The following is a 17,819-nucleotide window of genomic DNA, read 5'->3' on the forward strand; positions in this document are numbered from 1 at the left end:
CTCATGAATATAGATAGAATATTCTCGAATGTCAAAAACCAACCGGAGCTAACCGTAGATGAGAGGATAGAGTTTTTGAAGAAGCTGAAAGAGTGGATATTAGCAAACGAAAAGGACATATGCGATGCACTTTGGAACGATATTCACAAAAGTGCAGATGAGTCGTTCTTAACTGAAATATATATGGTTATTAACGAGATAAATTATTTCATTAAGAACTTAAAAAGACTCACCAAACCAAAGAGAAAGTTCAGTCTCTTGATGCAAGGTAGGTATTATGTATACTACGAACCATACGGAACTGTTTTGATAATTTCGCCGTGGAATTATCCTTTCCATCTCTCTATAATGCCACTTGTTGGTGCAATCGCTTCTGGCAACAAAACAATAATAAAACCTTCGGAATTCTCAGTGCATACATCTGCTCTGATAAAAAAGTTAACTCAAGAAGTTTTTGAAGAGAGGTATGCCACTACGGTTCTCGGGGAAGTCCAGGAAACGCAATACTTGTTATCTCTTCCGTTTGACTATATTTTCTTTACAGGAAGCCCTGCTGTTGGAAAGATAGTTATGGAACATGCTTCAAAACAACTAACGCCAGTAACACTTGAGCTTGGCGGAAAAAGTCCAACGGTTGTGTACAAGACAAAGGATATTTCGCTTGTAGCAAAGAGGATAGCGTACGGCAAATTTATAAACTGCGGGCAAACTTGCATTGCGCCTGATTATCTTATAATTGAAAGAGTGTATTTAGACGAATTTTTGTCCGAATTCAGAAGATGGGTAGCTAATTTTTTTGGTGAAAATCCGAAAGATTCAAGATTCTACGGAAGGATAATCAACGAAAAACACATTCAAAGGCTCTCGAAGTTGTTATCAGAATTTAAAGATGGAATTGTTCTCGGCGGAGAAGTGGATGAGAACAATAAGTACATATCACCAACGATAGTTTTGAACCCTCCATTTGACTCAGGCATTATGAACGAGGAAATATTCGGTCCTATCTTGCCAGTGATAACGGTAGATACACTTGATGAAGCGAAATATATTATATCCAAAAATCCGTATCCACTTGCGATGTATATTTTCACGGATGATGAGCAAGTAAAAAACGAGCTTTTAAAGATTAAAGCAGGGGGAGTAAGTATAAACGATACGATAAGCCATATTGTAATAGATGATTTGCCTTTTGGTGGAATAAAGACGAGCGGAATAGGGAAATATCACGGAAGGTATTCATTCGAGACTTTCTCTAACAAAAAAGCTGTTTTCGAAAAAAACAAGATAGAGGTGCCAATGAAGTATCCACCTTACAAGTTTTTGGACTCATTCAAGCGTTTTCTGGTGAAATAAGATCCATCAGTTTGATCAAAGTATCTAAAACAGCTGTCAAATCATTTATTAAATCTTCTATATTGCCGTATTTGTAAATTGTCCTTGTAAAGCTTCCAATTTCTGTATTTTCGATGATTTTGCCAAGCTGAAATTTCTCCTTCTTGAAAAATTCGTACATTATCTGTATCTTTACTGATAGGTTCTCGTTGATTTTCCTTAAGCGTTGCAATATTTCATATGCTTCTTCATATTTGGAACCGGCAAAGTTAATCAAGAAAATAAACGGGTGAGTGAACGTAGAGGAGATATTGTGTTTTGAAAGCAATTCTTTTATAAGAATACCGACTAATATTTGAAGAACGAATTCGAAATATTTGTCAGAAAATATTTCTATGTTTTTTATTAAGTATTCATTCGAAAGCGACACGACACACTCAAGATTGTTCAGCGAGTTTTCAACTTTTAAGAAAAATTTGGAAGATTCATTTGTATATTTCACATGCTCTATTGAAAGAGTGTTAGAGATCTTGAACTTATCAAAATTCTCAGCAGTAAATGGCAGAAGGTTCTCAATATCAAGATTGATATCTTCGTCATATTCATAAATGTTAAAGAACCAGTCTTTCAATGTGCCTTGATATATATTTCTTGGCTTTCGTCCCAAAAGATTCACTATGTTGAACGAATGTAAGTCGATATATAATCTTCCATTCAAATCAACTATCACTGGCGCGTAGTAATCAAGCAACTCCGTGAATATGAAGTTAGGATCAAAGTATATTTTCACTTCCTTCCCCCCCTTGAGGAAGCCTTGAACTTTAAGGTAACAAAAAAGCTAAGCAAAGTCAAAGATATTATATCATCAAAATAAAAAAATCAAAAATTATCCCAAGGTTTCTCTTTTTTCCCTCAAGGCGTATACATAAGCAAGAACTTCTGCAACGGCTTTGTATAGCCTTTCTGGTACCGATTCTCCCAATTCAGTGTTGTAGTATATTTCTCTTGCCAGCTTGGGATTTCTAACTATCGGAACATCGTTTTCTCTTGCGATTTGCATGATTCTCTGAGCGACTTTGTCCACGCCTTTTGCAACGAGCACCGGTGCGAAGTCCTTCTCTGGATCGTATCGCAGGGCGCAGGCGAAGTGCGTTGGGTTCGTTATCACTACACTTGCTTCTGGTACTTCCTGCATCATTCTGTGCATAGCATACTGCATCATGATTTGGCGTTGACGTCTTTTCACTTCTGGGTTACCTTCAATCTCTTTGAACTCTTCCTTTACTTCTTGCTTAGTCATTTTGATATTCTGTTCGTACTCGTATCTCGAAAAGAAGTAATCACCAAGTGATACTATTATCAATGCAATTGCGCATTTTATGATTAACTCAGTAAACGTACCCCATATTATTAGAACACCATCGTTGATGTCCGAATCTACGGTAAGCAGAATTTTATCGAAGTTTCCCTTTAGAACGCTGTATCCGACAAATCCAACGATGAGCAGTTTCGCTATAGCTTTTGCAAGTTCGAAAAGCGACCTTAAAGAAAACATTCTTTTTAAGCCACTTATAGGATTTAGTCTGTTGAAGTCGAATTTCATGGTTTTCAGTGTGAAGAGGAACCGCGTCTGTAAAAGCCCTATAACGACCGAAAAAATGGCAGCAGCAAAGATAAGCAGTGCGAGTGCAGTAAACGCTGGAGTAAATGATTTAACCGAGTACAGTAGAAAATCTTCGAAAGTCCTAAGGTCTGAATCCGATATTTCAAAAGTTGCAATTGTACCATCGATGAGTGAAGATAGCAGTGCTTTTCCAACGAAAAGGAAAATTATCGACACGAACAAGAAGCCAAGTCCAGATATGAACTCTCTGGAAATTGGGACTTGACCTTCTTCTCTCGCCTTTTGTCTTTTTCTGGGGGTTGCTTTTTCCGTTTTATCTGGGTCTGCAAAGAGTTGGAGATTTATCTTGAAAGAAGCTGAGCTATATATGGTTCCATTTTGTAAACCATCTTTGATATCAACTCTACCCATACGGGTATCATCACCACCATCAAAAGAAACATAATCATCGTGGAAGCTGGCATTGCAACCATGAAGACATTCATCTGTGGCACAAGCCTTGAAAGTATACCAAACAACACGTTGATAAGAAACATCAAGCCTATCAGCGGGAGGGCTATTTGTAGTGAAAATAGGAAAGTGTCGATAAATACTTTATAATATAGATTATTTATTTCTTTAAACGGTATGTCGGTAATGAGTATCGGAAACTTTTGAAATGAGTTGACGAGGGCTTCATAAAGCACAAGATGCCCCTTAAGCGAGACAAATATGTAGATGGAGATAAGATATATGAACTCACTTGTTATCGGTGATTCCTCAACGGTTGGGTCTAACGAACCGCTGACGTTGAAACCTGACTGTATACCGAATATTTCGCTTCCAACATATACGGAACTTACTATCGTGTAAGCTATCAGTCCTATTATGAAACCTATGAAAAAATTATAAGCCACTGATCCAACAATCGTTGGCAGTGGCAAGTTTATAGTTGTCAGAATTGGGATGTTCATAAGGGTTAGGTAACCGAGAGCAATTAGAAGTATGACCATTATTTCAAGAGGAAGAGAGAAACCAGCGAAAAATGGTGCAATGACCATCAGCCCTGTCAGTCTTGAGAGTATCAGAGCATAACTTAACGCATAGCGCTCTAATAAAACATACCAAGTGTTGACCACAAATTTCAACACCTTTCAACAAATGGGGTCTTAAGTGTCAAAAACCTTTTGTTCGAGATATTTTTCGCTGTGATAATTGTACAGAACCGAATTTCTTGGACTATCATTATAATATGGTCTGGTGCAGTGAGTACAGCCAGATGTCAAAAATGCTTTTGAAGTATCTTTACCATGGTAATTCAATGTTTTGATATATCCCTTTTCATCGAATTCAACATCTGGAATATCAGAATTTTCAAATATCAGATAACGCAGAAGTTGAATTTTTCTGTATCTTTCTATGGAAGGTGGATTTAGATTTTCAAGTGCGGTACCTCTAACTGGTGTAAATGCAAATAATGCCACTTCAACGCCAAGTTCTTTCATTCTGATGAACATTTCGTTCAGTTCCTTGTCATTTTCTCCAAGTCCAACAATGATGTGAGTTGTTATCCTGCCATTATATTTTCTTGCGCCGTATTCTATTAAAGAAAGAGTATACGAAAGAGGCCAAGAACGGTATTCTTTATGGTGTTCCTCAGAAACAACATCTATCGCAACACCCAATTGGTCAACACCGCTGTTTAGAATTTCGTCTATTTCGTTGAAATCCTTGACTCGTGTTGATACCGATACGAGTATACCGTTTCCGTTTTCCTGACTTCTTATGTGTTTAACCAAACTCAGAATATCTTCTTTATAGCCTTTGTAATTCACCGTTTGAACGCATATCCTTTTGAATTTCTTATTGATGTCACGTAGGTCTTCTAAGCTAATTACTTTCCACACGACCCTTGAGAGGTATGAGTTATCGCTCGATGATAGACTTGCATGGGTACAGTATAAACAATTGTACATGCACTTTCCATCGAGCATCAAATATGCAGTTGGCATTTCATCGGGAATCTTCTCACCACTTAACACTTTCCAAGTCCAATATGAGGCTCTCAAAATCATTCTGTATAGTCTCCTTACGCAATCTCTTCTTTAGAGAACTGGATTTCGTAAAGTTTGTAATATGCGCCTTTTCGTTTTAACAAATCAGAATGCCTTCCTTCTTCTGCTATCTTGCCATCCGCAACAACGACTATCCTGTCTGCTTCTACGACCGTTGATAACCTGTGCGCAATCATAATTACTGTGTTGTCCTTTGATAGTTCTCTTACCGCTTCTTGTATCTTATGTTCTGTCTCGACATCTATGTTACTTGTTGCCTCATCGAGTATGAAAATCTTCGCACCGAAGAGGACGGACCTTGCAAGTGCGATGAGTTGTCTTTCGCCTGCTGAGATACCTTTTCCCCTTTCAACGATTTCCGTGTATATCCCTTTTGGTAATCGCTTTATTATATCAAGCGCCCTAACCTTTTGCAAAGCTTCAAGTACCTCTTCTTCGCTTATCTCTTCATGGAAAAGCCTTATGTTATCAAGTAGTGTTCCGCTGAAAAGCACGACATCCTGAGGAACAGCTGAAACCTGCCTTCTCAGCGTGTGTATATTGTAATCTTCAAGTGGAAAACCGTCGATCAGTATCTTTCCTTGTTGTGGGCGGTACATCCCGTTTATCAGATTCATTATTGTCGTTTTCCCGGCTCCAGTCTCGCCGACGATAGCTACCAACTCGCCAGGTCTGAAAGATAAGTTCACATCCTGTAAAATCCATCTCTTATTATCATAACTGAACCAAACATTCTCAAAGTCTATGAAACCGTTCTCTACATTCTGCTTTCCAGAACCATTTCCTTGGTCTTCTTGAGGCTCATCCAAAAGTGCAAAAATCTTCTCACCACTTGCAAGCGTGTTCTGGATGATATCATACTTTTCAGAGAGGTCTTCTATAGGTCTCATGAATGTATCTATATAAGCAACGAATGCATACAAGTCGCCGAAATTAAGAATCTTTCCAAGTATGTATTTTGAACCGAACCAGATAATCAGCGACAACGTCAAATAGTACAGGAAGTTAATAAGCGGTCTGAAGATACCAAACACGTAAAGCTGGTTCATCCGCGCTTTGTAAAGTTCCTTGTTTATCTGGTCGAATTCTTTTCTTTTGAAGTCTTCTGCATTGAAGAGCTTAGTCACTGGCATACCTGCGAGATTTTCAGCTATGTAAGCGTTAATCTTCGCAATTCCCGTTCTCACAGCTCTATACGCACGTATGTCGAAATATCTAAAAACTATCATTGCAACAACAATGATAGGGAATATGTAAACTATATCCAAGAATAATCTCGAACTTATACGCCACATCATTATAATAACACCTGAAAGCAAGAACACATCGTTGACAATGCTTGTAATAACTGAAGTGAAGAACTCCTGAATATTCTGCGTATCGCTTGTTATTCTTGTTGTTATCTGACCACTTGGGTGCCTATCAAAGAAAGACATCGGAAGTTTCAGAACGTGATCATACAATTGACGTCTGACATCGTATATGACCCTACCACCGATGTAAGTTGTAACCAAAATACTTAGGTATTCGAACAAAAATATACCACCCGAGACTAACAAAAAGAGAAGTGATTGATGAGCTATACCGGAAAAGCGCTCACTTTGAGAGATACTTTCGGAAAGTATGTATGTGTTTATCGCTTTCCTGACAATCTGTGGTGGCATGAGTGTGAGATAAGTCAGGACCAATACAATAGCTATCGCGAGTATTAGTAAGTGAATATAGGGAAAGGAGTATTTTAACAATCTAAAGAAAACGCTCTTCTTACGGACCTTACTGGTTTCTTCTTTGCTCATCTTTTCCAATTTTAACACCTCTTTAACTAATTTTCGGTGCTGAGAATCTACTTTTGGCTTGGAAATTCTATTTTTCCAAAAAGCTTTGACCTGTAACAGCGCTCGTCAGCTAATCTAAGAACATGTTGGATATCTCCCTCACTTGGATAGAAACTAACTCCAGAAGAGAACGTAAGACTTGTAGAGTTCCTAAAACACTCTTCTATTCTGTGGACTACCTTTTCAATATCTGATTTTTCCAGCGTGTTTAAGATAAGTACCACTTCGTCGCCTCCATATCGGAAAGCAATATCATCTTTTCTAATACTATTGTTCACGCATTTACCCCAAACTCGCAAAATTTCATCGCCTTTTTCGTGTCCTTGGGTATCGTTTATGACTTTGAACTTATTGAGATCTAAGAAAACTATTGAGAAGCTTTGGTTCGGATGTATGTTGCTGATGAATTCCTCAAAAGCCCTTCTGCTTTTAAGTTCTGTCAGAGCATCGATTTCCGCTCGCTCTTTAAGGGTTTCTAAAAATCTCCTGTTTTCGATGACCAAAACCATCAAATTTCCGAGATTTTGCAAAACGCTCAATTGATAATCTGTTATACTCTTCTGGTCAAAGTTATTGTCAGCGAGCAAGAGGCCAACAATACTATCACCGCTTTTCAAAGCCATGATAGCAAACTCATTTGTGATGTCAAAATCGTCAGCAACTGTTGGCAATATGTTTCTGTTGACTATATGAGGTTCACCATCGAGGAACTCGTTCAAGATTTTTGCAGGAATGGCTTTTGCTTTGTAAAGCATTTCTATTTCAGATTTAAAATCCTTTGAAACTGTTTCGAGAAAGTCAGTCATATTTAATTCCACATCTTCAATTGCTTCCCACAATTCTTGAGCTTCTTCAAGTGTCCGAGGACCTATTGCTTTTTGAAAGACAAAATTTCCATTCCGATGATAGAAGAACATGGCCCTGTTAAACGAACCGGAGTAGCCCGCAGTGATACCTGTTAAGAATGCGTAGAACGTTTTATTGATGTCGCTCTCTGGTTTAAGGACATACTCTGTTATCAAACTGGTGTTCACAAAACTCTGCGCGAATCTTGTAGCATTTTGGTGTATTTCGAAGAGCGTTTTTGAAATGTAAGGTGTAGTTTCTCTAATCATTTTGTAAACTATGTCAGATGCTGAAAGATTCAGGGCTTCATACGTAAGTGTGTACTCGCCGTGAGTGGATGTGATTACAACTTTTTGATCTTCAACGCTGTCTACAACGACTACCTTACCTACATATGCGTTTGGAAGTTTACGAGCTATCCTCCAGAATTTGTACAGATTCTCTGGAACTTTTTCTGGTTCGTAATATATGAAAAGATCCACGGACATTGGAATTTCGTACTTTACGATTTCACTCAATAAATACGACACATAACTATCAAGATACGCTATTTTGATTCTTCTGTTGAACTCTTGAAAATGCACTACTTTAACCCTAAGCTGTTGTGCAATCCATTCTAAGAATTCTCTGTCTCTTTCATCAAATGGCGCTTTGTAGTGGCTATCTATGTCTATTTCTCCAAAGACTGAACCGTCGTTTCTGAATATTGGAACGACTATCTCGCTCTTAACATGTGGGCTACAAGAGAGGTAATTTGTCTCTTGTGTTACGTCCTGAACAACGAATGTGAGTTTTGTCTCAGCAGCTTGGCCACAGATACCTTTTCCGACAGCGATTCTAACGTGTTCTGTTGGTTCGCCTACGTATGGTCCAAGAACAAGCATCCCTTCCTCGTCCATAAGGTAAAAACCTGTCCAGTTGTAGTAAGGAACGTTCCTGTCAAGGAGTTCACAGACTTTCTGTAAAATATCTGTTCCATTTAAACGCGAAATTTCATCTTTCAAATAGCTGAAAATCTCGGACTTATCGTAATAATTCCCTTCATTTTCTCCGTGTCTGAAGTGCACAGCTGCTTGATAGACTGCATCCGGTAAATTGTCGAACTTACCCTTTCTCCACAGAGAAAACACGTCGAATACGATTACTTTTTCCTTCTTACCATCGACAACAATCCAGTCTTTCTCTCCAAGACCTGCGATTAAATACACGACAAAATCTTCTTTGGATAGTTCCAAATCTCGAGCGTGTTGCCTTATTCTAATTGATAGCTCTTCTTTCAAAGACTCTTTTTTCGTTTCGTAATCATGAGAAAACTCTGTTAGTTCGTTCCTTGAGATATTCAATAATCTTTCAAAAAAGTTCGAGAAGGAACTTGCATAGTTTTCCGTTATAGGCTTGAACGGCAGGTTCTCCCAAAAATCTTTCCAAAACCTTTTTTCATATGTCAAAATTTCTAAAAAATCATCCACATGATTTTCAATCAAGCTCCTCATCGTCTTCACCCCTGATAATTTCTTCTAATACTTCATATTTCAAATCATCTGTCACTTTTATCACAACAGTACGACGGCCATAACTAATCTCAAGTACGTCTCCAGGCTTAACTTCATATGCAGGTTTCAAAACCCTGCCATCCTTTCTTACCAGTCCTGCCTTTGCGACATCTTGCGCAACTGTTCGCCTTTTGATAATTCTGTTTACCTTTAAAAACTTATCGAGCCTCATCTAAACCACCTTCATCGATATTGTGATAGCTAAGAAAATTTTATCACAAAATCTAATAGTTCGCTATACGAATTTTTAGAAATTAGCTTTGCAAAATCATTCATACCACATGTTTTTGTAATTATTTGACGCATTCCAAAGCATATATTCGTTTATTCCCAAATCTTTTGCTGCCTTAATCTGCTTTCTTATGGCATTCTCGTCGTAAACTATGTGACCCCTCACCCAAGTTGCTGTGAATGATTGCAACCACGGTCTTATTCTTGCAGGTGTAGGTATATGATTGTTCCTTCTAATGCCATCTGAAAGTGCTCTGTAAATAGTTTCGTAAGGGTATGCATCTGGAACGCTTAAGCCAAACGAACCGTTTGCATAGTGACTTGGATAAACCATTGGACAGACATAATCAACGACATTTGTAACAGCTTCCCAATACTGCCCTATTCCTACATCGTCAACCGCTGTTGACACCAATCCAAATATATCGGCGGCCAACGGGATGTTGTATTCATCAAGTTCTTTCTTTGAATATATGAGGAACTTCTGAATCGCTTCGGCAAACGTTTCGTTTCCAGGTTTTCTCAAGTCTAACTTGTTGCGCTCTTCTTTTCGAATCTCTGGAAAGCGAACGTAATCATATTGAATTTCGTCAAAACCAACTTCCGCTGCTTCTTTTGCAACCTCGACATTATATTCCCACAATTGCCTGTCATATGCGGATGCCCAAGGTACTTTGTAAACACCCATGTAAGGAGCTCCTGTGTCCTTGTATACAATTGCTCTATCCATATGCGCTCTTGCATAAGATGGATCTTTAAAACAGACTATCCTTGCTATCAAGTAGAAGCCCTTTTCTTTTAATTCCTTAGCTATGGCTTTAAATTCATCTTTCGTGTAGTACGCCTTGTCGTTAGCACTCGGTACGAACTTTGCGGCGGCATTTGTTTTGAATAGCATAAAGCCCTCATCATCTTTTACATCTATCACGAAGGCGTTTAAATTTGTTGACTTTGCAAAAGAGACCCATTTAGCAATCTTTTCACGGTTACTGACAGATGACCTTGTTAAATATATACCTCTCACATTAGAAATTCGCCCACTGATTTTCTTGACAGGTTCAAAGGAAAGTTCTTTGTACTCTTCACCAGTAATAGGTTTCAGTGAATCGCTCAAGAATTGACTCCTGACCCAGCCCTCTACTGTGCCCTTACCTGTTTTGTAAGAAATCTTTGAATAACTGACGCTGTTTTCAACGGTCTCATCGATTTTTGTTACGTAAGTGGCGTATCTGAGCTGGTCGATAACGTTTAGTGATTTTGGATTATCGAAAACGCTCACTCCGAATGCTACAACAAAACTATATTTTTGACTACTTGATTTAGAATTGCTAATTGAATTCAATTTATCTATTTGTTGGTCGATTGAGTGTTCCTCGCTTTTTTGATTTTCTTCCAATTTTATTAGTTCTGGGTCAGCAATGGTCTCTTGTTTATTAGATTCGGCTATAGATTCCTTGGTTTTGTCGTTCTTAGAATCTTCCTCAGAATCTTTTGCGGCATCGCCCACCGTAACTTCGTCTCTTCTTTCTGTTTTTTCGCTATTATTTGAAGGCGGTATCAAGATAGTACTTTCTTCATTTGTTAACTGTCCGCCTTTTGTGCCGATTTCCAGAGCTGAGTTTGATGTTGGTGAAGATTCGATAGTCTCCTCAGATTCTAAATTTTCTGTATCGTGCACCGTTGAAGATACTGTTTCTGTCGACTCGTCAACAACCGATGTCATTCCAGAGTTCAATTTGTTGCTATTCTTGAGAGTCCAGTTTTCAGAAAACATCAACTGAAATACGCCGATCAATGCGATGAAGAAAACAATAACAGCGAGGATAGTAACTCTTAGCCTTGTCTTTCTAATTCTGTCAATCAAGAGTTTCCCGCTTTGGCTCAGTTTGTAGACCTTGTTTACCTTCTTATAGTCGTTTTTCTTTTGCTTCATATGCTACTTGCCCTACCTCCTCAGTGTATGTGTTTGATATACTGCACGTATAATTATATCATTAATAGCTAATAATAGAAGAAGTTCTGTTCAAAACACAGTGCCTTATTGATATTTGATGAGAGAATTTATTTATTTCATAAAAACTATTGACTTTTTAAATTTATAGGTGTATAATGAATCAACCGCTGAAAAATGGAACGGCGGTGAGTAAATCAGATTTTAGGAGGCGTTGTAACATGAAAGGAACAGTTAAGTGGTTTGATGCAAAGAAAGGCTACGGATTCATCACAAAAGAAGACGGAGAAGACATCTTCGTTCACTACAGTGCTATTCAGGTTGAAGGTTTCAAGACACTCAAGGAAGGCGACAAAGTCGAATTCGAAGTTCAGAATGGCGCCAAGGGTCCTCAGGCAGCTAACGTAAAACTCGTTAAGTAAGCTAAAGAGGATAAAAATCAGCCCCCGATTATGGGGGCTTTATTTTTTTCTTTCAAATTATCGATTATTCGCTCTTTGTCTCGGCTGTGCTTTTCTTATTGTCTGTTATGTAATAACCGCTTCCTTTGAATACTATACCTACACGCCCAATTGTACGATTCATCCGTGCACCACATTTCCCACATTCTATAACTGGTGAATCGTTTACACCATGCAGATGAACTTCTTCGCTTCCGCAATTCTCACAAACGTACCTGTACATTGGCATAGTTTCACCCCCGTTTCGATATCTTATAAGTATTTCTATTATTTATTATAATCAAACTGGCTGATAATTCAAGATTCAGAGTGTTAAATTCTTTAAATCTATCTTGACAAAATGAAGAAGTTAGGTTATGATTTTTAGCGCAAAGGAAAGGAAAACGAAGAAAAGCTTAAATAAAGAAATTTAAGAAAAGGTTCTTGACACTAAACGGAAATGTGATATAATAGATAACGATATGTGTGAGTTCCGGCGTAGCTCAACCGGTAGAGCGGGTGGCTGTTAACCACTAGGCTGGGGGTTCGAGTCCCTCCGCCGGAGCCAACAAAGAGAAAGCGGAGTCGAAAGGCTCCGCTTTTTTGTTTTAATGGTTGTATTCTAAAACTCAATGAACTGTTCTTGAAAAAGTGTGCTATAATAAAAAAAGAGAATTATTTCCCTTTTAAGTGGGTGAGTTGAATGAGAGAAAATAAGCAAAAAAGCCTGATGAGAATAATCAAGAGAAATAGATTTGTTTTTATTACATTTGTGGTCATTATAGCTATAATAGCTATAACTTCACTTATTCACGAATGGCTACATATGAATTCCTACATGAAAAACAGGGAAACGTTTCGAGTGATCAATGACGTCATTGCTGGCAGGCGAGAGTTTAACAGTATTCTCCCGTACATGAAAGAATATGGATTTGATTATCGTTCTTATGAAGAATTGCTTGATGTTTATAAGAACGATGAATCTATTAAGAATGAGATACTGACCGAAATTTGCAAATTTGCTGAATTCGTACGAAAATCAGAGGAGAATGATTTCAAGGAATCATACAAAATACTGACTTTTTCAATGATATTCATCGTATTTGGACTCTCAATTGGAATGCTTTTCTCTCATCGAAACTATAAATTAGTGAAATGCTATATAAAGGATTCTAAAGAAAGGTTCAACGAGCTTGCGGACAATATATACGTGGCAAAGCTCAATGAAGCGAATGTAGTGAGGTATTCGGAGGATGAGGATATCCAGAGAGCGGTGTATAAAATAAATCTGGTTCACGATATATTAGAAAGTCTGAAGCACGTGCCAATGACCGCGAGTATTGAAGATTTTATTAGCGAAACAGGTAGTGCGCTGTGCAGATATTTTGATTCCGAAAGATTCTCTGTAGCACTTATAGACCACGAAGAATCAAAGATAGTAGCTGAAACGGCGTATTTTACTGACAAGCGAATTCAGATAAAGCTCGGACCAGGTTTTTCTCAGAAGTTCTCAGAAACATCTCTTGGAAAAATGATAACCGAGAGAACTAATTGGAGAATCATAAATGATTTTGAGGAATTCTATAGTTATACCAAATCGAAGTCTATGAAATTGCTTCTGGAAGAAGGATTTAAATCTAACCTTACAGTCCTCGCAAGCATTAACACTGTACCTTTTGGATTCTTTTTCCTGACGTCCAGTAGACCTAATAATTTTACAGAAGATGATGCTAAGCTATTTTTCAGCGTTTCGGACATACTTTCACATAGGCTTTACTACACCCTCAACTTGCAGAAAGCATTATCGGAGTTTGCTCATAGTTTAACAGACTTAGTGGAATTCAAAGATAATGAAACTGGCAATCACATTAAGAGAGTGTCTCTATACACTAAATTGATAGCAAGCAACATGAATTTGCCACCTAAACTGATAAGAATCCTGTACGATTTTGCCCCTTTACATGATATAGGTAAGGTTGGAATTCCAGATAGTATCTTGTTGAAGCCAGGTAGACTTGATTCAGATGAATGGAAGATAATGCAGACACATGTGGGTATTGGAATGCATATAATAGACAGGTTGGCTGAGAACACAAATGGTATAATTGACGCGGAGACAATAAATAGTATGAGGAACATAGTTCAAGATCATCACGAACGTTGGGATGGCAAGGGCTATCCGAATGGGAAACGTGGTGAAGAGATAAGCATAGAAGGTCGAATACTTGCAATTGCCGATGTATTCGACGCACTCACAACAAGGCGACCTTATAAGGAATCTATTCCTTTCGATGTGGCGGTCGATATGATTGTGAAAGAAAAAGGTAGGCACTTCGACCCAGCGGTTGTAAATGCTTTTACGAATTGCCTGGAAGAAATTAGAAGCGTGTATGAAATGCTTAAAGATTAGTCTTCAGACATAAGATTCTTTTTCGAGACATCATAAAGTTTTTCCAAAGTTTGTGAATTGATAAATTTGTCCGGTTTTTTTATAAAATCGTTAACGGGAATTATTCTGAATAGAAGTTTCTCATTGTCGTAGTATTTCTGAACGAGCGTTAAGACGGGAGTCACTTGAGTGACTCCTTTTACTTTATGGTACGTTATGTTTAGAATAACACCCTCATCTGTACCTGGATCTGTCATGTTTGAAAGGAAATTTCCGAGTGAATAAGCAATTAGTTTTGTTTTTAGTCCGTCTTTAACTAGTTCTATTTCTTGCAATACATGCGGATGACTTGCTATGACCAAATCAGCACCGCTTTTCAAAGCTAAATGAGCTAATTCTCTTTGTTCTTTTGTTGGTGTTGTTTGATATTCATTCCCGTAGTGGAGATAAACTATCACTATGTCGGATTCTTTCCTCATACTTTGTACTATGTTCATTATTACATCCTTGGATATGTATGTAAACATATATGCACGTTCCTTGTCCAGTTGTATGCCGTTGGTTGAATATGTGAAGGATGCAAAAGAAACTTTGATGTCTTTGACGTCTACAATTGTATATTCCTTCTCAAGTGGATTTAACCGAGCTCCGACGCATGTTAATCCGCTCTCAGAAACTTTCTTTATCGTTCTAATAAGCCCGCTTGCACCTCTATCGAGCATGTGGTTGTTAGCGACATTAACGACATCAAAACCTGCATATTTTATAGCATCTAAAACTTCGTCCGGGGAGGAGAATCTTGGATATCCTGTGTATGGCTTTCCTCCTAATGTGGTTTCGAGGTTGCAAAATGCCAGGTCAGTCTTTTCTATGTACGTCTTCACATATTTAAAGATGTTTTTGAAGTCGTATTTCCCGTTGGAAAGGGCAGAATCTATTATCGGTTTATGGAACATGATGTCACCAACAAAAGATAACGTTATCTCCATCCCGAATAGAGAGATAGTGATAAAGAATATAAAAAAGACACAAGTTAAGAAACGTCTATCCATAGGTTCCTCTCAATAGAAAAATTCAAAACCCGGTGCAGAACCGGGTTTTGATTATTAGTGCTTAGCAACATTAAATCATGCTTCCCTCGCTGTAAGTTGATAAATCTTCACTCTGCAGTTTTTCGGATAATTTTCTGAGGTGTTCCTTTTCTTCTTTGATTATCTCTTCAACAGCTTTTGTGTCTGGAACGAGTAATTTGATCTCATTATAGTAAATTATTGAATCTTTTTCAACTTCTATAGCTTTTCTGAGTGCTCCAATAAGAGTCTCTGGCATTTTCTCCTCTTCAATTTCCGGGAAAATGAATGCTTTTGCGTATGTTTCAGCATAGCCGCCGACTTCTTCATTTTGCCACGTTGCCATCGTTGGTTCATCGGCGTATTTCTTCATGATTTCTTCAAAACGATGAGCATGTTCTCTTTCTTGATTAGCGAGTTCTTTGAAGAACTCTTTCAATTGACCTTGTGCCTTGTCAGCAAGCTTTGAATAGTATGAATATCCGGACCCTTCGATTTTAACCGCTATTTGTAATAGTTCCTTTCCTGTCATAAGCTCACCTCATTCTAAACTGCACGCAAACACCAAAATTAATAAAGTGCAGTTTAGGCTGGGGTATTTCTTATCCGCCTTATACGCTTCCCCATCCCCAGCAGGCGGTATTATGGGACAATTCACTTGAAATTATACCATATTGGAACTCTAATCCGAAATCAAGTGTAAATCAAAAAACTAAGTGCACACAAGAATTGGCAAGACAATTCTACTTTATTGGTAATAATTGACTGAAATAGTCAGAAAATGGGGGCCATAACATAAATGAACGATTTGATATAATAACAATGACCTTTACAAGTTTCCGTATTGAGAACACCAAAAAGGGAGGGGATGAGGATGGAGCATTATGGTTGGTTAAGTTTGTTACCACCTGTACTTACTGTTATTCTCGCACTCTTAACTAAGGAGGTTGTTTTTTCACTCTTTACAGGCGTTTTTGTGGGATACCTTATCGTCAACAACTGGAATCCTCTTGCAGCACTCATTGGAACAACGGACGGTATAGCAAACTCTTTGAACGATTCTTGGAACATCAGAATAGTGCTTTTCTGCGCTCTGCTCGGTGCTTTTGTTGGTTTGATGCAAGCTACTGGTGCTGCTCACGCTTTTGGAAAGTGGATGGCATCAAAGGTTAAGAGCAGGAAAGGGACACTCATAATAACCTGGCTCTTTGGTATCTTCATATTCATTGATGACTACTTTAACTCTTTAACAATCGGTACAGTGATGAGACCAGTCACGGACGAGCAAAAGATTTCTCGTGCAAAGTTGGCTTACATACTTGACTCAACGGCAGCTCCAGTTAGTGTTCTTGCTCCTATATCGAGCTGGGTTGTTACAATTATGAGCATAATCAAGGGTTCAGACGGATTTTCAAAATTGGGAGTCAGCGAGTTTACTTTCTTCATTATGCTTATTCCTATAAACTTATATGCGATTCTGGCAATCCTTACAGTTCTTCAAACTACATTAAGAAAAGACTTCGGACCAATGGCAAAGAGTGAGATGCGTGCGTTGAATGGTATTGGTTTGTACGATGAAAAATTTGGACAGCCGACAGGCGAGATAAAAGAAGGCGTTGTAGTAAAAGAAAGAGCAAAAGCCATCGACATGGTCCTCCCCATATTAGTTCTTGTTGGCTTAGCGGTTGTTTTCTTCCCGATAACAACTTACCTTGGAGCAATTGATGGCGAAACCGTCCACAATTTTTCAGAAGCTGTGAAATCGATGACTTTAAAGGATGCATTCAACAATACCGATGCTTCAAAGGCGCTCTTCTATGCATCAATTTTCACGTTGGTCTTCTCCTCAATATATTTCATTGTTAGAGGTCTTCTGACAATTCAAAAAGTTGGCGAAGCGATAATAAACGGTATAAAATCTATGGTTCCAGCACTTGTAATACTTACTTTGGCTTGGACAATAGGTACAGTCATTAAGAGTTCACCAGAGGATGGCGGACTTGGACTTTCTAAGTTCTTAGCCCATGTTGTGACAACGGGTGGTTTTCCACTCTGGGCTCTTCCAGTCGTAGTATTCTTGATTGCAGCGGCAATCTCTTTTGCAACGGGAACGAGCTGGGGCACGTTCTCGATAATGATACCGATCACATTCCCAATAGCGGTTGCTCTCGCTGAAAAAACTGGCGCTGATTTATTAAACAGTACGCTTGTAGCAGTTGGAGCAGCGATAGGAGGAGCTATATTTGGTGATCACTGTTCGCCTATTTCTGATACTACAATCCTTTCTTCAACAGGTGCTTCTTGTCCACACCTTGAACACGTAGCAACTCAAATTCCGTATGCTGTTTTCGCTATGATCGTTTCAGCAATTGGATACCTCGTAGCAGGTCTATTCGATAGTCCTATCGCGGGGCTCATTTCTGCACTTATTGTTTTCTTCGTTGGTTATGAGATTGTAGCCAGAGCTTTTAATCCGAAAGAAGCATAAAATCCA

At 38.4% G+C, this 17,819-nt stretch carries 15 protein-coding genes and 1 tRNA gene; 5 read left to right on the plus strand and 11 right to left on the minus strand.

Annotation, left to right across the window (positions count from 1 at the left end):
- Positions 1-3: 3 nt before the first annotated feature.
- Entirely contained in the window at positions 4-1,353 is a 1,350-nt protein-coding gene (locus IB67_RS08665) for an aldehyde dehydrogenase family protein (protein ID WP_072758915.1), read from the plus strand.
- Here IB67_RS08665 and IB67_RS08670 read toward each other — a convergent pair.
- The 8 genes from IB67_RS08670 to IB67_RS08705 all read right to left on the minus strand — a co-directional run bounded on the left by IB67_RS08670 (position 1,331) and on the right by IB67_RS08705 (position 11,408).
- Positions 1,331-2,122, minus strand: coding sequence for a hypothetical protein (locus IB67_RS08670; protein WP_072758913.1), 792 nt, complete (start codon positions 2,120-2,122; stop codon positions 1,331-1,333). The genes IB67_RS08665 and IB67_RS08670 overlap by 23 nt on opposite strands.
- A gap of 96 nt (positions 2,123-2,218) precedes the next feature.
- The gene (gene flhB, locus IB67_RS08675; protein ID WP_072758911.1) at positions 2,219-3,367 is read right to left on the minus strand and encodes a flagellar biosynthesis protein FlhB; all 1,149 of its coding nucleotides are present in this window, start codon (positions 3,365-3,367) and stop codon (positions 2,219-2,221) included.
- Positions 3,298-4,074 (minus strand): flagellar biosynthetic protein FliR, encoded by a 777-nt coding sequence (locus tag IB67_RS08680; protein ID WP_072758910.1) that lies wholly within the window; start codon positions 4,072-4,074, stop codon positions 3,298-3,300. The genes flhB and IB67_RS08680 overlap by 70 nt, the downstream gene beginning before the upstream one ends.
- Positions 4,075-4,104: 30 nt before the next feature.
- Positions 4,105-5,010: a LipS2 family lipoyl synthase gene (lipS2, locus tag IB67_RS08685; protein WP_072758908.1), complete on the minus strand. Its 906-nt coding sequence runs from the start codon at positions 5,008-5,010 to the stop codon at positions 4,105-4,107.
- A 14-nt stretch (positions 5,011-5,024) separates the two neighbouring features.
- Positions 5,025-6,806: an ABC transporter ATP-binding protein gene (locus IB67_RS08690; RefSeq protein WP_072759179.1), complete on the minus strand. Its 1,782-nt coding sequence runs from the start codon at positions 6,804-6,806 to the stop codon at positions 5,025-5,027.
- A 47-nt stretch (positions 6,807-6,853) separates the two neighbouring features.
- The gene (locus IB67_RS08695) at positions 6,854-9,184 is read right to left on the minus strand and encodes a diguanylate cyclase domain-containing protein (RefSeq protein WP_072758906.1); all 2,331 of its coding nucleotides are present in this window, start codon (positions 9,182-9,184) and stop codon (positions 6,854-6,856) included.
- On the minus strand, positions 9,168-9,416 hold the full coding sequence (locus tag IB67_RS08700; RefSeq protein ID WP_072758904.1) for a S4 domain-containing protein: 249 nt from the start codon (positions 9,414-9,416) through the stop codon (positions 9,168-9,170). Before IB67_RS08700 ends, IB67_RS08695 begins: the two co-directional genes overlap by 17 nt.
- 96 nt (positions 9,417-9,512) lie before the next feature.
- Positions 9,513-11,408, minus strand: a complete 1,896-nt coding sequence (locus IB67_RS08705; protein ID WP_084634361.1) for a putative glycoside hydrolase — start codon at positions 11,406-11,408, stop codon at positions 9,513-9,515.
- A gap of 239 nt (positions 11,409-11,647) precedes the next feature.
- On the opposite strand from IB67_RS08705, the gene IB67_RS08710 reads away from it, so the two are divergent.
- Positions 11,648-11,848 carry a cold shock domain-containing protein gene (locus IB67_RS08710; protein WP_072758902.1) on the plus strand — a complete coding sequence of 67 codons (201 nt, stop codon included), beginning with the start codon at positions 11,648-11,650 and terminating at the stop codon, positions 11,846-11,848.
- Positions 11,849-11,912: 64 nt separating this feature from the next.
- On the opposite strand, the gene IB67_RS08715 is transcribed toward IB67_RS08710, so the two are convergent.
- Positions 11,913-12,116, minus strand: coding sequence for an FmdB family zinc ribbon protein (locus tag IB67_RS08715; protein WP_072758900.1), 204 nt, complete (start codon positions 12,114-12,116; stop codon positions 11,913-11,915).
- 242 nt (positions 12,117-12,358) lie between these two features.
- Here IB67_RS08715 and IB67_RS08720 point away from each other — a divergent pair.
- Positions 12,359-12,434: transfer RNA gene (locus IB67_RS08720), tRNA-Asn, on the plus strand.
- 135 nt (positions 12,435-12,569) lie between these two features.
- Positions 12,570-14,276 (plus strand): HD domain-containing phosphohydrolase, encoded by a 1,707-nt coding sequence (locus IB67_RS08725; RefSeq protein WP_339746711.1) that lies wholly within the window; start codon positions 12,570-12,572, stop codon positions 14,274-14,276.
- On the opposite strand, the gene IB67_RS08730 is transcribed toward IB67_RS08725, so the two are convergent.
- Together IB67_RS08730 and IB67_RS08735 are read right to left on the minus strand one after the other, a co-directional pair.
- The gene (locus tag IB67_RS08730) at positions 14,273-15,307 is read right to left on the minus strand and encodes a CapA family protein (RefSeq protein WP_072758896.1); all 1,035 of its coding nucleotides are present in this window, start codon (positions 15,305-15,307) and stop codon (positions 14,273-14,275) included. The two genes, IB67_RS08725 and IB67_RS08730, sit on opposite strands and share 4 nt — an antisense overlap.
- Before the next feature lie 70 nt (positions 15,308-15,377).
- Complete coding sequence (locus IB67_RS08735) at positions 15,378-15,857, minus strand: ferritin-like domain-containing protein (RefSeq protein WP_064011468.1); 480 nt, start codon at positions 15,855-15,857, stop codon at positions 15,378-15,380.
- 342 nt (positions 15,858-16,199) lie between these two features.
- On the opposite strand from IB67_RS08735, the gene IB67_RS08740 reads away from it, so the two are divergent.
- Positions 16,200-17,813, plus strand: coding sequence for a Na+/H+ antiporter NhaC family protein (locus IB67_RS08740; protein ID WP_072758884.1), 1,614 nt, complete (start codon positions 16,200-16,202; stop codon positions 17,811-17,813).
- Positions 17,814-17,819 lie beyond the last annotated feature (6 nt).

This window comes from Fervidobacterium riparium, from assembly GCF_025370035.1.
GTDB classification, from domain to species: Bacteria; Thermotogota; Thermotogae; order Thermotogales; family Fervidobacteriaceae; genus Fervidobacterium; species Fervidobacterium gondwanense.

What these genes read in the sequence shown, in the direction of transcription:
- IB67_RS08690 (WP_072759179.1), bottom strand. Translation starts at nt 6,806, where the DNA reads ATGAGCAAAGAAGAAACCAGTAAGGTCCGTAAGAAGAGCGTTTTCTTT.
- lipS2 (WP_072758908.1), bottom strand. Translation starts at nt 5,010, where the DNA reads ATGATTTTGAGAGCCTCATATTGGACTTGGAAAGTGTTAAGTGGTGAG.
- IB67_RS08665 (WP_072758915.1), top strand. Translation starts at nt 4, where the DNA reads ATGAATATAGATAGAATATTCTCGAATGTCAAAAACCAACCGGAGCTA.
- IB67_RS08730 (WP_072758896.1), bottom strand. Translation starts at nt 15,307, where the DNA reads ATGGATAGACGTTTCTTAACTTGTGTCTTTTTTATATTCTTTATCACT.
- IB67_RS08725 (WP_339746711.1), top strand. Translation starts at nt 12,570, where the DNA reads ATGAGAGAAAATAAGCAAAAAAGCCTGATGAGAATAATCAAGAGAAAT.
- IB67_RS08715 (WP_072758900.1), bottom strand. Translation starts at nt 12,116, where the DNA reads ATGCCAATGTACAGGTACGTTTGTGAGAATTGCGGAAGCGAAGAAGTT.
- IB67_RS08735 (WP_064011468.1), bottom strand. Translation starts at nt 15,857, where the DNA reads ATGACAGGAAAGGAACTATTACAAATAGCGGTTAAAATCGAAGGGTCC.
- IB67_RS08695 (WP_072758906.1), bottom strand. Translation starts at nt 9,184, where the DNA reads ATGAGGAGCTTGATTGAAAATCATGTGGATGATTTTTTAGAAATTTTG.
- IB67_RS08700 (WP_072758904.1), bottom strand. Translation starts at nt 9,416, where the DNA reads ATGAGGCTCGATAAGTTTTTAAAGGTAAACAGAATTATCAAAAGGCGA.
- flhB (WP_072758911.1), bottom strand. Translation starts at nt 3,367, where the DNA reads ATGGGTAGAGTTGATATCAAAGATGGTTTACAAAATGGAACCATATAT.
- IB67_RS08710 (WP_072758902.1), top strand. Translation starts at nt 11,648, where the DNA reads ATGAAAGGAACAGTTAAGTGGTTTGATGCAAAGAAAGGCTACGGATTC.
- IB67_RS08740 (WP_072758884.1), top strand. Translation starts at nt 16,200, where the DNA reads ATGGAGCATTATGGTTGGTTAAGTTTGTTACCACCTGTACTTACTGTT.
- IB67_RS08705 (WP_084634361.1), bottom strand. Translation starts at nt 11,408, where the DNA reads ATGAAGCAAAAGAAAAACGACTATAAGAAGGTAAACAAGGTCTACAAA.